General features: G+C 63.8%; 11 protein-coding genes. 3 read left to right on the forward strand and 8 right to left on the reverse strand.

All coding sequences use genetic code 11. From position 1 onward, the window contains the following. Positions 1-40: 40 nt before the first annotated feature. Entirely contained in the window at positions 41-2,080 is a 2,040-nt protein-coding gene (gene metG, locus GST84_05900) for a methionine--tRNA ligase (protein XGB11919.1), read from the reverse strand. 158 nt (positions 2,081-2,238) lie between these two features. On the opposite strand from metG, the gene apbC reads away from it, so the two are divergent. Next, positions 2,239-3,333 carry an iron-sulfur cluster carrier protein ApbC gene (gene apbC, locus GST84_05905; protein ID XGB11920.1) on the forward strand — a complete coding sequence of 365 codons (1,095 nt, stop codon included), beginning with the start codon at positions 2,239-2,241 and terminating at the stop codon, positions 3,331-3,333. 165 nt (positions 3,334-3,498) lie between these two features. On the opposite strand, the gene GST84_05910 is transcribed toward apbC, so the two are convergent. Then, the gene (locus GST84_05910) at positions 3,499-3,708 is read right to left on the reverse strand and encodes a cold shock domain-containing protein (GenBank protein XGB11921.1); all 210 of its coding nucleotides are present in this window, start codon (positions 3,706-3,708) and stop codon (positions 3,499-3,501) included. A gap of 327 nt (positions 3,709-4,035) precedes the next feature. Between GST84_05910 and GST84_05915 the strand changes: the two genes are divergently transcribed. Both GST84_05915 and GST84_05920 read left to right on the forward strand, forming a co-directional pair. Next, positions 4,036-4,602, forward strand: a complete 567-nt coding sequence (locus GST84_05915) for a dCTP deaminase (protein ID XGB11922.1) — start codon at positions 4,036-4,038, stop codon at positions 4,600-4,602. A 94-nt stretch (positions 4,603-4,696) separates the two neighbouring features. Further along, a complete protein-coding gene (locus GST84_05920; GenBank protein ID XGB11923.1) occupies positions 4,697-4,924 on the forward strand; it encodes a hypothetical protein in 228 nt (75 codons plus the stop codon). Positions 4,925-4,930: 6 nt separating this feature from the next. Here GST84_05920 and pdeM read toward each other — a convergent pair whose 3' ends face one another. The 6 genes from pdeM to GST84_05950 form a co-directional block, all read right to left on the reverse strand. Continuing rightward, positions 4,931-5,581, reverse strand: a complete 651-nt coding sequence (gene pdeM, locus GST84_05925) for a ligase-associated DNA damage response endonuclease PdeM (protein ID XGB11924.1) — start codon at positions 5,579-5,581, stop codon at positions 4,931-4,933. Then, on the reverse strand, positions 5,578-8,028 hold the full coding sequence (locus tag GST84_05930) for a ligase-associated DNA damage response DEXH box helicase (GenBank protein XGB11925.1): 2,451 nt from the start codon (positions 8,026-8,028) through the stop codon (positions 5,578-5,580). Before GST84_05930 ends, pdeM begins: the two co-directional genes overlap by 4 nt. 67 nt (positions 8,029-8,095) lie before the next feature. Then, positions 8,096-9,211, reverse strand: a complete 1,116-nt coding sequence (locus tag GST84_05935; protein ID XGB11926.1) for a succinylglutamate desuccinylase — start codon at positions 9,209-9,211, stop codon at positions 8,096-8,098. Positions 9,212-9,324: 113 nt separating this feature from the next. After that, a complete protein-coding gene (locus tag GST84_05940; GenBank protein XGB11927.1) occupies positions 9,325-10,983 on the reverse strand; it encodes an ATP-dependent DNA ligase in 1,659 nt (552 codons plus the stop codon). Continuing rightward, entirely contained in the window at positions 10,980-11,996 is a 1,017-nt protein-coding gene (locus GST84_05945) for a ligase-associated DNA damage response exonuclease (GenBank protein ID XGB11928.1), read from the reverse strand. Before GST84_05945 ends, GST84_05940 begins: the two co-directional genes overlap by 4 nt. A gap of 125 nt (positions 11,997-12,121) precedes the next feature. Continuing rightward, a complete protein-coding gene (locus GST84_05950) occupies positions 12,122-14,563 on the reverse strand; it encodes a penicillin acylase family protein (protein ID XGB11929.1) in 2,442 nt (813 codons plus the stop codon). Between the last annotated feature and the right edge of the window lie 50 nt (positions 14,564-14,613).

The raw sequence follows: 14,613 nt of genomic DNA on the forward strand, positions 1-14,613 counted from the left end.
GGGAGCGGGCAGGCCGCTCCCACAATGGCCCGCAGGGGAGTTACTTGATGCGCTGGCCTGGCTTGGCGCCGCTGTCCGGGCTCAGCAGGTAGATTTCTTCACCGCCAGGGCCGGCAGCCATGACCATGCCCTCGGACACGCCAAAGCGCATCTTCCGTGGTTTGAGGTTGGCTACCATCATGGTCAGGCGGCCTTCCAGCTTGGACGGGTCTGGGTAGGCCGACTTGATGCCGGAGAACACGTTGCGGCGCTCGTCACCAATGTCCAGGGTCAGTTGCAGCAGCTTGTCGGCACCCGCTACGGCTTCAGCCTTGACGATCAGCGCCACGCGCAGGTCGACGGCCGCGAAGGTATCGAACTCGATCTCTGCCGACAGCGGGTCCTTCGTCAGTTCGCCATTGCCCGCCGGGGCATTGGCTTCGGCAGCCAGCAGGTCTTCCTTGCTGGCAGCGATCATGGCTTCGACCTTGGCCGGCTCGATACGGCTCATCAGGGCCTTGAACGGGTTAAGCGGGTGGTTTTCCAGACGTGTCAGGTGGTCGTTCCAGGTCAGCGGGGCCACGTTGAGGAATGCCTCGGCGTCAGCCGCCAGCACCGGAAGTACCGGTTTGAGGAAGATCACCAGCTGGCGGAACAGGTTGATGCCTTGGGCGCAGATGGCCTGGACTTCATTCTGCTTGCCTTCCTGCTTGGCCAGTGACCACGGTGCCTTGTCGGCGATCCAGGCGTTGGCGCGGTCGGCCAGTGCCATGATTTCGCGCATGGCGCGGCCAAAATCACGGGCCTCATAGGCTTCGGCGATGGAGGGCGCGGCAGCCAGGAAGGCTTCGGTCAGCTCAGGCGCGGCATCACCGCCTACCATCACGCCTTCGTTGCCCTTGTGGATGAAACCGGCGCAACGGCTGGCAATGTTGACGACCTTGCCGACCAGGTCGGAGTTGACCTTCTGCACGAAGTCTTCCAGGTTCAGGTCCAGGTCGTCGACGCCACGGCCCAGCTTGGCCGCATAGTAGTAACGCAGGTATTCCGGCTGCAGGTGGTCCAGATAGGTGCGGGCCTTGATGAAGGTGCCGCGCGACTTGGACATCTTGGCGCCGTTGACCGTCAGGTAGCCGTGCACGTTGACCGCGGTCGGCTTGCGGAAGCCGGCGCCTTCGAGCATGGCTGGCCAGAACAGGGCGTGGAAGTTGACGATATCCTTGCCGATGAAGTGGTACAGCTCGGCCTTGGAACCCTCGTTCCAGAAGGCGTCGAAGTCCAGTTCCGGGCGGCGTGCGCAGAGGTTCTTGAAGCTGGCCATGTAGCCAATCGGCGCATCCAGCCATACGTAGAAGTACTTGCCAGGCTCACCCGGGATCTCGAAGCCGAAGTACGGCGCGTCGCGGGAGATATCCCACTCCTGCAGGCCGGAATCCAGCCATTCCGCCAGCTTGTTGGCTACCGCTTCCTGCAGGGTGCCGCTTCGGGTCCATTGCTGCAGCATGGCCTGGAAGTCTGGCAGCTTGAAGAAGAAGTGCTGGGAATCACGCAGTACCGGGGTGGCACCGGAGATCGCTGACTTGGGGTTCTTCAGCTCGGTAGGTGCGTAAGTGGCGCCGCATTTTTCGCAGTTGTCGCCGTACTGGTCTTCGGCCGCGCACTTCGGGCAGGTGCCCTTGATGAAGCGGTCGGCGAGGAACATGCCTTTTTCCGGATCGAAGTACTGGGTCACCGAACGGGTGGCGATGTGCCCGGCTTCACGCAGGCGCGAGTAGATCAGGCTCGACAGCTCGCGGTTCTCTTCACTGTGGGTGGAGTGGAAGTTGTCGAAATCCACCAGGAAGTCGGCGAAATCGCTGCTGTGCTCGGCCTGGACGTTGGCGATCAGCTGTTCCGGGGTGATGCCTTCCTTTTCGGCGCGCAGCATGATGGCCGAACCGTGGGCGTCATCGGCGCAGACATAGATGCACTGGTTGCCGCGCAGCTTCTGGAAGCGCACCCACATGTCCGTCTGGATGTACTCCAGCATATGGCCGAGATGGATCGATCCATTGGCATAGGGCAGGGCGCTGGTGACGAGAATCTGGCGTGGCTCGGACATGGTGGCTCGGCTACTTATCTGGCTACGGGGTAAAAATGAGGATGATCGGCCACTATAAAGGGCTGGCGAAGATATTTCACCCCGCAAGCGTATCTGCTGACGATTGACGGGTTAGGATAGGCGGCTGTTTTACATTCAGTTTGCCAATGGGAGTCTCCATGAGTGCCGTCACCCGTGCCGCCGTTGAAGGCGTGCTTCGCCAGTACACCGACCCCTACCTGAACCAGGACCCGGTCAGCGCCGGCTGCGTGCGCGCCATCGATATCCAGGGCGGGCAGGTCAGCGTGCAGTTGCAGTTGGGTTATGCCGCTGGGCTGTTCAAGAACGGCTGGGCCCAGGTGCTGCAGACCGCCATCGGCGGCCTTGAGGGTGTCACTGGTGCCCAAGTTTCGATCGACTGCGTGGTGGCTGCGCACAAGGCCCAGGCCCAAGTGCCAGCCATGGCCAACGTCAAGAACATCATCGCCGTGGCCTCGGGCAAGGGCGGTGTGGGCAAGTCGACCACCGCAGCCAACCTGGCCTTGGCCTTCGCGCGCGAGGGTGCCCGGGTAGGTATCCTCGATGCCGATATCTACGGCCCCAGCCAGGGTGTGATGTTCGGCATTGCCGAGGGTACCCGTCCACAGATTCGCGAGCAGAAGTGGTTCGTGCCGATCAAGGCACACGGCGTGGAAGTCATGTCCATGGCCTTCCTCACCGACGACAACACGCCGATGGTATGGCGTGGCCCGATGGTGTCGGGCGCGCTGCTGCAACTGGTCACCCAGACCGCCTGGGATGACCTGGATTACCTGGTGATCGATATGCCACCGGGTACCGGTGACATCCAGCTGACCCTGGCACAAAAGGTGCCGGTGGTCGGTTCGGTGATCGTCACCACGCCGCAGGACCTTGCTCTGCTGGATGCCAAGAAGGGCGTGGAAATGTTCCGTAAGGTCAACATTCCGGTGCTGGGCGTGGTCGAGAACATGGCTGTGCATATCTGCTCGAATTGCGGCCATGCCGAACACCTGTTCGGTGAAGGTGGCGGCGAGAAGCTGGCCAGCCAGTATGGCGTCGACCTGCTGGCGTCGCTGCCGTTGTCGATGCTGATCCGTGAGCAGGCCGACAGCGGCAAGCCGACTGCGATTGCCGAGCCGGAAAGCCAGATTGCCATGGTTTACCAGGAACTGGCCCGCCAGGTGGGCGCGCGGATCGTGCTGCAGGAAGCAGCGGCACCGGCAATGCCGAGCATTACCATCAGCGAAGACTGACCTGTCATACCGGGTTTGCCCGCACACAGCGACTGCGCCGCACTTGAAATCTGTGCAGTCCCTGGGGAGCGGGTGAGCCTGCGAAGAGGCCAGCGCCTATTTCGAGCAGGCATGAAAAAACCCGCCAGAAGGCGGGTTTTTTTGAAAGCTAGACGCTAGATCGACTTAGGCGATCTGAACTTCTTCAGCCTGCATGCCTTTCTGGCCGCGGGTAGCGACGAAAGTAACAGCCTGGCCTTCTTTCAGGGTTTTGAAGCCGTCAGCTTGGATGGCTTTGAAGTGCACGAACAGGTCGTCGCCCGACTGAGGGGTGATGAAGCCGTAGCCTTTCTCGTCGTTGAACCACTTAACAACACCGGATTGACGGTTGGACATTTTTCTGTCTCCTTGGACAATTTGATAACGGTCAGGAAAAACCCTGCCCGGGACTGAGCGCAAAGAGAGCAGAAAATTCAGCGATGGGCCGATCAGGATCGTGCATCAAACTAGAGATTCTCGGTGTCACGTGCAGCACAGTGGCAACACCTTACCCCACTTTCCGCAACCTGCCAATGGTCAGAAGCCGCTTTAGGCAAATTCGGATCGGCGGCTGCTGCAGCCCCCACCCGGCGCGGGATTAGGGATGGAACTTTAACCTGGGCGCCGGGACCGGTAATATGCGCGTCACGATTTTCACCTCGCAACTCTTCAGGACACCCCGCCATGAGCATCAAATCGGACAAGTGGATTCGCCGCATGGCGCAGGAACACGGCATGATCGAGCCCTTCGTCGAGCGCCAGGTGCGCGGCGAGCAGGACAACCGCGTGATCTCCTTCGGCGTCTCCAGCTATGGCTACGACGTACGCTGCGCCGACGAATTCAAGGTGTTCACCAACATCAACTCGGCTACCGTCGATCCGAAAAATTTCGATGCTGGCAGCTTCGTCGATATCAAGAGCGACGTGTGCATCATCCCGCCAAACTCTTTCGCCCTGGCGCGCACTGTCGAATATTTCCGTATTCCCCGTGACGTGCTGACCATTTGCCTGGGCAAGAGCACTTACGCCCGTTGCGGCATCATCGTCAACGTCACGCCGCTCGAGCCCGAGTGGGAAGGCCACGTGACGTTGGAGTTCTCCAACACCACCACGCTGCCGGCGAAGATCTACGCCAACGAAGGCGTGGCGCAGATGCTGTTCTTGCAGTCCGACGAAGAGTGCGAAGTGTCGTACAAGGACCGTGGCGGCAAATACCAGGGCCAGCGCGGCGTCACCCTGCCGCGTACCTGAGCCGACAAGCGCGGGGAATTACCCGCGCCTTTGGCACTCCAACGAAGTAACGCCGGTGTGCATGATGTGCATCGGCTTTCGTCAGGAGCAGCCAATGAAACTCCATCCCGCAATCAGTGCCAAGCTGGCAGGCCTGCAGCCCAATCACGTAGGGTTGTTGCCCTGGTCACTGCTGGCGCACCCGCTGCCCATGCAGGCGGGGGGCGTGCCTCATCAACCTGACCCCGATACTCCACAACCGCCAGAGCCCGGTGAGACGCCACCCATGGAGCCAGGCGAGCCGACCTTGCCGGACGAGGCGCCTCCCGCCCCTGTTGCCTGAGCGTCGCTACAGCGTCCAGACGCGGTCAGCGCCAGCCAGGTACACGCGGCTGGCGCTGGCGGGCGTTATTTCCCACCCTCCGGTGAACTCACCGAATGCAGGTAGCAGGCTGACCTGCTCATCGATCAGGAAGCAAGGCAGGCGCAGGCGCTGACGGGCCTTGCCTCGCAGGACGAAGACTGGGTGTACGTGGCCCGCCAGTACCGGGTGTGTGTGGTGGAGCTGCGGCTCGTGCTGCAGGGCAAAGGGCTCCAGAACCCACGGCTCGTCCACGACCTGAATATCGAGCGAGGCGGGTGGATCGCCGGCGTTGCGGTCATGATTGCCGCGTATGAGCACTATTTTCAGTTCTTTGTGCCGCTTGCGCCAATCATCCACTTTGGCCAGCGTTGCCGGTGCACGGGCCGTGCGGGCATGCAGAAAGTCGCCCAGGATGATCAGTTGCTCACAGTCATGCGCGGCCAGCAAGCTATCGAGCCGGGCGAGTGTCGCCTCAGTCGTTCCGCGTGGCACCGGTTGATGCAGGGCACGGTAGCTGGCGGCCTTTCCGATGTGCACGTCGGCCACCAGCAGGGCCCGGCGGGCGGGCCAGTAGACGGCTTTGTCGGCGAGCAGCCAGAGCACCTGACCACAGTGTTCGATGGGTTGGTAATTCATTCCGCGTCCGCCGCTTGCTCCAGGTCCGCCACCATCCGCGCAATCCGGTCTGCCAGCTTCTCGGTGCTCAACGTCTCGCGCATGCCTTCCACCAGCAAGGCAAACGCCAGTGGCCCTGGCCGCTTCAACGCCCGCAGGTCCAGTTGCAACGCGCTCATTTTTAGCAATTGCCGACGTAGCCGCTCGATTTCCAGCTCTTCGCTCAATACTTCATCCCGCGCCTGGCCAAGCAGCAAGTTCCCTGCGTCGTGTTTGCGAAACACCTCATAGAACAGGCCGCTGGAGGCCTGGATCTGCCGCGTACTCTTCTGCGCGGCGGGATAGCCGCCAAACACCAGGCCGGCAATCTGGGCAATTTCCCGAAAGCGCCGCAGTGCCATTTCCCCGGCATTCAGGCTGGCCAGCACATCTTCCAGCAGATGCCCGGTGCCGAGCGCTTGCGGCAGGTGCGTGGCCCAGTCCACCTTGGCAGGGCTGAGGAGTTCGAAGCCGTAGTCATTGACGGCAATCGACACCGACAGCGGTTGTGCGCGGCTGACCCGCCAGGCAATCAGATTGGCCAAGCCCAGGTTGGCCATGCGCCCGGCAAAGGGGTACAGGAACAGATGCCAGCCCTGACGGGACTTGAAGGTCTCGGCCAGCAGTGTGCCTGTGGTGGGCAAGGCTGACCACTGTGCCTGAAGCCCAAGCAGTGGGCGTACTGCGCGCATTTCCGGCCCGTCAAAGCGTTCATGGGCTGCAGCATCGAGCTGCTCGACCAGCGCCTCGGCCAGCTCGCTCGAGAGCGGCATGCGCCCGCCGTTCCAGCGCGCCACAGCGGCCTTGCGCGCGGTGCTGCGACGCACATAGGCGGTCATGTTTTCCACACGCACCAACTCCAGTACCCGCCCGGCAAACACCAGTGTATCGCCGGGGCGCAGGCGAGCGATGAACGCTTCTTCAACACTGCCCAGCGTTTTCCCCCCGCCGCCCTTGCTCCAGTATTTCAATTGCAGGTTGGCATCGCTGACGATGGTGCCGATGCCCATACGGTGGCGCCGTGCCAAGCGTTCGCTGGTAACCCGATAAACACCGTCGGCCTGACGCTCGACGCGCTGGTAGTCCGGGTAGGCGGTCAGTGAGCTGCCGCCGTGGCAGACGAAATCCAGCGCCCATTGCCATTGGTTGTCGCGCAACTCGCGAAAGGCCCAGGTGCTGCGCACTTCGGCGAGCAGTTGCTCCGGGCGAAAGCCACTGCCCAAGGCCATACTGACCAGATGCTGTACCAGCACGTCCATGCACAGGCGCGGTGAAAAACGAGCTTCGATGTGGCCGGCTGTCAGTGCCTGCCGGGCCGCCGCCGCTTCCACCAGTTCCAGGCTATGGGTGGGCACCAGGGTGACCCTGGAGCGCCGCCCAGGCGCGTGTCCTGAGCGACCCGCCCGCTGCATCAGGCGGGCGATGCCCTTGGCCGAGCCGATCTGCAGCACCCGTTCCACTGGCAGAAAGTCCACGCCCAAGTCCAGGCTGGACGTGCAGATTACCGCCTTCAGGCTGCCTTGCTTGAGGCTGCGCTCGACCCAGTCGCGGGTATCGCGGGCCAGCGAGGCGTGGTGCAGGGCGATCAGCCCGGCCCAGTCCGGGCGGGCCTCAAGCAGGGCCTGATACCAGACTTCGGCCTGGGCACGGGTGTTGGTGAACACCAGGCTACTGGCACTGGCGTCGATCTCGTGACAGACCTGGTCGAGCATCTTCAGGCCCATGTGCCCAGCCCAAGGGAAGCGCTCGATCACTGCTGGCAGCAGGGTGTCGACTTGCAGCGCCTTGTCTTGCCGGCCTTGCACCAGCAGGCCGCCCTGCGGTAGCAAGACATCCAGTGCGTGTTGCAGGTTGCCGAGCGTTGCCGACAAGCCCCAGGTCGGTAGGCCTGGGTGCCAATGCCGCAGGCGCGCCAAGGCCAGCTGCAGTTGTACCCCGCGCTTGTTGCCAAGCAGCTCGTGCCATTCGTCCACTACCACCAGTTGCAGCGTGGCGAAATCCTCATGTGCCTGTGCCCGGGTCAGCAGCAGGGTCAGGCTTTCGGGGGTGGTGATCAGCACACTGGGTAGCCGCCGGGCCTGTCGGGCGCGTTCGGCATTGTTGGTGTCGCCGCTGCGCACCCCCACGCTCCACGGCAGCTCGAGCTCATCGAGCGGCGCTTGCAACGCACGTGCGGTGTCGGCGGCCAAGGCACGCATGGGCGTCACCCACACCACCTGTAAGGGCGCTGGCTGGCGGCCTTGCGGCCCAGCCTTGAACGCACGTAGCGCAGCGAGCCATACCGCGTAGGTCTTGCCTGCACCGGTACTGGCATGCAGCAAACCGGACTCGCCCCGTGCGACGGCAGCCCATACGCGCCGCTGGAAAGCGAAGGGCTTCCAGCCGCGCTTGGCAAACCAGGCATTGGCGAGGTCGGTAGCAGCAGGCATGAGGCAGATGGCCCTCCGAAGGCTGTGCTTCTACAGACCACCTGCCGGCTGCAATGGTTTTACCGGATCAATTGGCCAACAGGTAGCCGCTGCGGCATACCTGTTCGCCGGCCACATGGGCGATGACCATGCCAGCCGTGGCCATGCGCCGTACGCTACGCGCATACAGCAGGCCTGGCTGGCTGTTGCGCAGGGCGGTAACTCGGTCACTGAGCGGGTCGATGACTTCGGCGATCAATTGGCCGGCCTCCAGGTGCTGGCCGGGTTTGGCGTGATAAACCAGCAACCCACCCAGTGGCGTTGCCACGGGTTCCACCGCGGCCAACGGCGTGGCGTGGCGTAACAGTGCGGGCAGGGCGGCACTGGTGCCTTCGATGACGCCGGCGTGGGTCAGGAAGTCGAGGATCGCCTGGCAGTCCTGGCTGGCAAGGTCATGGCTGACATCCGCCTGACCACGCAGCTCGACGGTTACCGAGCAGCAGCCCAGCGGAATCGGAAAGCGTTTGCCGAAACGCTGCTGCAATTGCCACCAGACCAGGCTGAAGCATTCATCGAACGACTGCCCGCCCGAGTCGGTTGCCAGCAGGCTGGCCTGGGCACCCAGGTAACGGGCCAAGGGTTCGATCTGGGGCCAGGCATCGGGTGTGGTGTACAGGTGCTCGACCGCTTCGAAATCGCAGTGCAGGTCCAGCACCATATCGGCATCGCAGGCCAGGCGCTGCAGTATCAGGCGCTGGGCCTGCAGAGGGGTGCGGGCCGGGTGTGCGTCCAGGCCTCGGCGCAGGTATTCGCGGATCAGTGCAAGGTTGTGCTGTGGGTCCTGGGTGAGGTGTTCTTCGATCTCGTCGCCGATGCTGTCCGACAGGTCGACGAAGTTGCGATTGAAGTTCTCGCCGCTTTGCAGTTCAAAACGCCCCAATGGTGCGTCCAGCAGCACTTGCTCCAGGCCCGTCGGGTTGGCCACCGGGACCAGAATGATCTCGCGCTGCAGTCGGCCCTGCTGTTCCAGCTCGGCCAGACGGCGCTTGAGGTGCCAGGCTACCAGCATGCCCGGCAGCTCGTCGGCATGCAGCGAGGCCTGTATATAGACTTTGCCACCACTGCGGGGGCCGAAGTGGAAACTGTGCAGTTGGCGGGTGATGCCCGGTACGGGGGAGAGCAGGTCATGGGTTGAATGGTGCATGTTGGTCCTGGCTGCGTGGCGAAAACGGTCTGCGACACGGGTCGGCTCAAAAATAGAAGCATAGTTTCAGCGAATGCGCCTCATCCTGCAGCAGTCGGACATCGCAAACTTTTTCAGGCCAGTAGCGCCTGCAAGGTGGCCAGGTCATCTGCCTCCTCCACCGGCTTGTCCAGCCGCCAGCGCAGCATGCGCGGAAAGCGCACGGCGATACCGCTTTTGTGGCGCCGGGACAGGGCGATGCCTTCGAAACCCAGCTCGAACACCAGCGTTGGCGTCACGCTGCGTACCGGGCCGAACGTTTCCACCGTGGTCTTGCGGATGATGGCGTCGACCTTGCGCATTTCTTCGTCACTGAGCCCCGAATAGGCCTTGGCAAAGGGCACCAGCGCACGACCAGGTGTACCTGCCGGTGCATCCCATACGGCAAAGGTGTAGTCGCTGTACAGGCTGGCCCGGCGGCCGTGGCCGCGTTGGGCATAAATCAGCACCGCATCGACGCTGAACGGGTCGATCTTCCACTTCCACCAAATGCCCATGTCCTTGGTGCGCCCCACACCGTAAAGGGCCTCGCGCTGCTTCAGCATCAAGCCCTCCACCCCCAGGCTGCGCGATTGCTCGCGCTGGCGGGCAAGGTCGGTCCAGTCCGGGCCTTGCAGCAAAGGCGACAACAGCACGGGGGCAAGTGGGTGTTCATCCACCAGGCGTTCCAGCTGGCTTCGGCGTTCGTGCTGCGGGCGGCTGCGCCAGTCATCGCCCTGCCACTCCAACAGGTCGTAGGCCTGCAACACCACCGGCGCATCGTTCAGCAGCTTTTTGCCCAGCGTTTTGCGACCGATGCGCTGTTGCAGCAAGGCGAAAGGCTGCACGGCCAGTTCCGCCTCGGTTTCACCGGGTTTCCAGACCAGAATCTCGCCATCGAGCACCACGCCATCGGGCAACGTCTGTGCCAGACCATGCAGTTCGGGGAAACGCTCGGTAACCAGTTCTTCGCCGCGCGACCACACCCACAGCTGGCCATCGCGCTTCACCACCTGCGCCCGAATGCCGTCCCACTTCCACTCGATTTGCCAATCGCTTGGTGGACCGAGCAGGGTATCGAATTGATCGCTGGACACTTGCAGCGGATGGGCCAGGAAGAAGGGGTAGGGCTGGCCGCCGCGCTGGCTGTGTTCATCGGCGGACTCTGGAGCGATCAGCCTCTGGTAGCTGGCTGCAGTAGGGCGATGGCCTGTATCGGTGTAGCCGACCAGGCGCTGGGCCACGCGTTTGGCATCTAGCCCGGCCAGTTGCGCCAAGGCGCGAGTGACCAGCAGCTTTGACACGCCCACGCGAAAGCTGCCAGTGATCAGCTTCAGGCACAGCATCAGGCTGGCGCGGTCCAACCGCGCCCAGAGCGGTGGCAGGCGCAGCCTGACTTGCTCAGGCGGCAGGCCGCGCAGGGGCAGCAAGTGCTGTTCCACCCAGGTAGCCAGGCCTTCCTCGCTGCCATCGGCGTGCAGCGGCAGCAGCAGCGAAATGGTCTCGGCCAGGTCGCCCACGGCCTGATAGCTTTCTTCGAAAAGCCAGTCCGGCAGGCCAGCCAGCGTCGTTGCCAGTTCACGTAGAAGGCGGGTGGGCACCAGCTGGCGTGGGCGCCCGCCGGCCAGGAAATACACCGCCCAGGCAGCATCGTCGGCGGGCGCCATGTCGAAATAGTCCCGCAGTGCCTCGAGCTTGGCATTGCTGGAGGTGGTCGCGTCCAGGCGCAGGAACAGCGTAGCGAAGGCTTTCATGGCGAGGGGGCGGTGTTGGGCACATCGTCTTCGTCGCCATACTCGGTGACGAAGGCGCGGGCATCCAGGCCTTGTTCGGTGAGGTAGCGCACCAGTACCTCGACCGAGCCGTGGGTGACCATCACCCGTTGGGCACCGGTCTGGCCAATGGCCCAGAGCAGGCCAGGCCAGTCGGCGTGGTCGGACAGCACAAAGCCCCGGTCCACGCCGCGCCGCCGGCGGGCGCCGCGTAGCAGCATCCAGCCGCTGGCGAAGGCATCACTGTAATCGCCAAAACGGCGCATCCAGCTGCTGCCGCTGGCTGATGGGGGCGCCAGGACCAGTGCCTGGCGCAGCAGTGGATCGTTGCGCGGAATATCGCCTGCGTAGCGGGTTTCCGGCAGGCGGATGCCGGCATCCCGGTACACCCGGTTGAGCGGCTCCATGGCGCCATGTACGAGGATCGGGCCAATGCTGGCATCCAGCCCATGCAGAATCCGCTGGGCCTTCCCGAAGGCATAGCAGAACAGCACGCTGGCCTTGCCCTGTTCACTGTTGGCCCGCCACCAGGCATTGATGCCGGCGAAGATCTCGCTTTGGCTTGGCCAGCGGTAGATCGGCAGGCCGAAGGTCGATTCGGTGATGAAGGTGTGGCACGCCACTGGTTCGAAGGGCGCACAGGTGCCATCGGGTTCTACCTTGTAGTCACCGGATGCAACCCAGACTTCACCTTGGTACTCCATGCGCACCTGCGCCGAACCCAGCACATGCCCGGCCGGGTGCAGGCTCAACGTCACACCGTGGTGCAGCAGGCGCTCACCGTAGGGCAGGGTCTGCAAATTGATGTCCTGGCCCAGGCGGCTGCGCAGAATGCCGGCACCGGGGCTGGCGGTCAGGTAATGGCCATTGCCGGTGCGTGCGTGGTCGCCGTGGCCGTGGGTAATGACAGCCCGGTCCACGGGCCGCCAGGGGTCGATGTAGAAATCTCCGGGCGGGCAGTACAGGCCTTCGGGGCGGGCGATGACAAGGTCCATGGCACGGGCACTAGTTCTGGGCTTACCCGTTAGGATTTGTGGTGCAAGGCGTTAGTTCGGATGGATGTGGAGGGGGCCGCTGAAAAAGTTCTCCAGGCCCCCTCGGGCTTCCCTCAAGCGCGCCCTTATCGCCCCGGTACCAATGTGAGCCGCTGGTTGCCATACGCCCTGCCGAAGTTCTGCTGTTGCAGTGGCAGGCTCATGAAGCGCCCTTTGAACCAGGCATCCAGCCCGTCGCGGTAATGCGCGCTGGCCGGGTTGCCGGACTGGCCGCTGCTGGTCAGTATCTGCAAGGGCTCGGCCTGGCCGAAGTCGACGATCATCCGTGCCGAGGCTGGCAGGCGAGTGTCGAAGTCGCTACCCCAGGCGAATGGTGTAAGGGCCAGAGTAGTGAAGTCGCCGCCTGCGGCAAGCGGCGCACGGCTGATCGCATCGCCCAGGCCATGGTAGGCCGGTGCCGGCCAGCGGTACTGGTGCAGCTTGCCCCACTGCCAGGTGCGTCGGTCGGCACCCAGTTGCGCGATACCGGCCTCCATTGCACCTGCCAGGCTGCGGGCGAGGATGGTGGGTTTGTCTTCTTTTTGCGGCGTGGTGCGGTCATCCCAGAAAGGGCTGTCATCGCGGCCCAGCAGGTGATCGGCCTGCGCCGAGAACGACAAACGTGCATTGCTGACGAACGCCTGCCACGCCGGGCCGGCCTCCGGGCCCAGGTCATCGAGGAAGGTCTGGCGAGCGACCTCCTGCAAGAACAACTCGTACAGCGCGGCATCGGCCGACACCGGGCTCAGGCGGCCATCGAAGGCCTTGAGCCGGGCCAGCGTGTCGCGGGCCTTGTCGCGCTGCCCGGCGGGGAGGGCGTCGATCGCCTGCTTCAGAGGCTGGGCCATGCCGGGGGCGTCGAACATCTGCTTGAGCTTGTTGGCCAGCAAGGTCACCTGGTCATTCTGCAGGGCAATCAGGCTGCGACTGTCGTGGCGGCCGTTGCCGGCCAGCTGTGCCAGGCGTTCGGCACGTTCGGGGTAGTACCAGGTGCTGGACAGCTGCATGCCATAGCCGCGCGGCAGGCTGCGCTGGTTGGCATGGCCGATCCAGCCCGCGGGTGGGTCCTGGTCGTATGGGTGCAGCATCGGGTCGGCATAGCCATCCCAGTCGTAACGCCCGTCCCAGCCCGGCGAGGGCAGCAAGCCCTGGCCTTCGCGGCGATTGGGGTAGCGGCCACTGACTTGCCAGCCGATGTGCTCAGGCTCGGCGAAAACGAAGTTGACGGCAGCAGCGGTCACTTCCCGGGTGCTGTCGAAGGCCCGCTCCAGGTTCTTGGCCCGCGTCAGGTCGAACAGCGCATCCAGGCTGCGATCACCTTCGAACTGTGGCAGGTTCAGCGCCAGGCCCAGGCTGGCGTTTTCTGGCTGGGCCAGCAGGGTGCCGTGGCGGGTGTCGTACATCACTTCGCGCACGGGGCGCTGGCCACGGACAAAGAAGGTTTCGTTACGGGTACGGGCCGGCAGCCATTTACCGTCGGCCAGGTAGCTCAACTGATTGCCCTGGTGGCGCAACTGCTCGAGGAACACGTCCTGATTGTCGGCCATCACCGCGCTGCTGCTCCAGGCCAGCTTGCCATTGTAGCCGGCCAGCACGATCGGCAGGCCGGGCAAGGACAGGCCGGCAACCTGGTACTTGCTGGTATTGATCTGTACCGGGCTCAAGGCCCAGCCGGCGCGGCTGTCGCTGGCCAGCAGGCTTTTGCCGCTGCGGCTGCGCTGCGGGCCCAGGGCCAGGTTGGCCGACCCCGGGCTACCGAGCAGGTCGAGGTCGGCGAGCTTCTGGCTGGCAGCCACCAGGGCCGGCAGCCCCGGCAACTGGCTGGCAAGGTTCAGCCCCTTGAGCTTGTCCACTTCCATTTCGGCCAACGGCTCGTCCGGGGCTCCGGGCAGCAACCAGGCGAGCTTGTCGCTACCCACTTTCTGCGCCAGGGTCAGGGCGCTGAGTTCCTCGTGCAGGTTAACCGACTGGCTGAACGCGTACAGGCAGAAGACCAGCGCCGAGTCTTCAGGCTTCCAGTATTCGGGGCGATAGCCACTACTGGCCAGGCCTGCTGGCAGCTTGTCGCGGTAGCGGAACAGGTAGGCGTTGACCCCGCGCGCATACACTTCGAAGAAGCGCTTGAGCCTTGGCGATGCGTCGGCGTACTGCTGGGCGGCACTCTGCTTGAGGTTGGCGGCGCGCATGAGGCGGTCGATATCCAGCGCCTCGCTGCCGGCCAGTTCGGCCAGGCGGCCCTGGGCGAGCAGGCGCATGGCGACCATCTGTTCGATGCGGTCGCCAGCGTGCACATAGCCCAGGCTGAACAGCGCATCATGGAAGCTGCTGCTTTCGATAAGCGGCGCGCCCATGGCATTGCGCCGTACCGAAACATTCTGCGCCAGGCCCTTGAGCGGCTGCACGCCGCTGGTTGGTGGCACGCTATCCTGGTAGCCGCCCGTCTGGCAGCCGGCCAGCCCGAGCATGCCGAGCAGGGTGGCAGCGGTTGCAAACCGCAGGCGGAAGTGAGGAAAGGCGGGGGCGGCCATGACAAGGGCTCCTGCAAGGCGAGGCTGGTTTGGAAAGGCGCTAAGGTAGT

Origin of the sequence: Pseudomonas putida (assembly GCA_041879295.1) — a bacterium.
GTDB classification, from domain to species: domain Bacteria; phylum Pseudomonadota; class Gammaproteobacteria; order Pseudomonadales; family Pseudomonadaceae; genus Aquipseudomonas; species Aquipseudomonas putida_Y.

Bases quoted from the DNA above. Each gene is read 5' to 3' on its own strand.
- metG (XGB11919.1), bottom strand. From the start codon at position 2,080: ATGTCCGAGCCACGCCAGATTCTCGTCACCAGCGCCCTGCCCTATGCC.
- apbC (XGB11920.1), top strand. From the start codon at position 2,239: ATGAGTGCCGTCACCCGTGCCGCCGTTGAAGGCGTGCTTCGCCAGTAC.
- GST84_05910 (XGB11921.1), bottom strand. From the start codon at position 3,708: ATGTCCAACCGTCAATCCGGTGTTGTTAAGTGGTTCAACGACGAGAAA.
- GST84_05915 (XGB11922.1), top strand. From the start codon at position 4,036: ATGAGCATCAAATCGGACAAGTGGATTCGCCGCATGGCGCAGGAACAC.
- GST84_05920 (XGB11923.1), top strand. From the start codon at position 4,697: ATGAAACTCCATCCCGCAATCAGTGCCAAGCTGGCAGGCCTGCAGCCC.
- pdeM (XGB11924.1), bottom strand. From the start codon at position 5,581: ATGAATTACCAACCCATCGAACACTGTGGTCAGGTGCTCTGGCTGCTC.
- GST84_05930 (XGB11925.1), bottom strand. From the start codon at position 8,028: ATGCCTGCTGCTACCGACCTCGCCAATGCCTGGTTTGCCAAGCGCGGC.
- GST84_05935 (XGB11926.1), bottom strand. From the start codon at position 9,211: ATGCACCATTCAACCCATGACCTGCTCTCCCCCGTACCGGGCATCACC.
- GST84_05940 (XGB11927.1), bottom strand. From the start codon at position 10,983: ATGAAAGCCTTCGCTACGCTGTTCCTGCGCCTGGACGCGACCACCTCC.
- GST84_05945 (XGB11928.1), bottom strand. From the start codon at position 11,996: ATGGACCTTGTCATCGCCCGCCCCGAAGGCCTGTACTGCCCGCCCGGA.
- GST84_05950 (XGB11929.1), bottom strand. From the start codon at position 14,563: ATGGCCGCCCCCGCCTTTCCTCACTTCCGCCTGCGGTTTGCAACCGCT.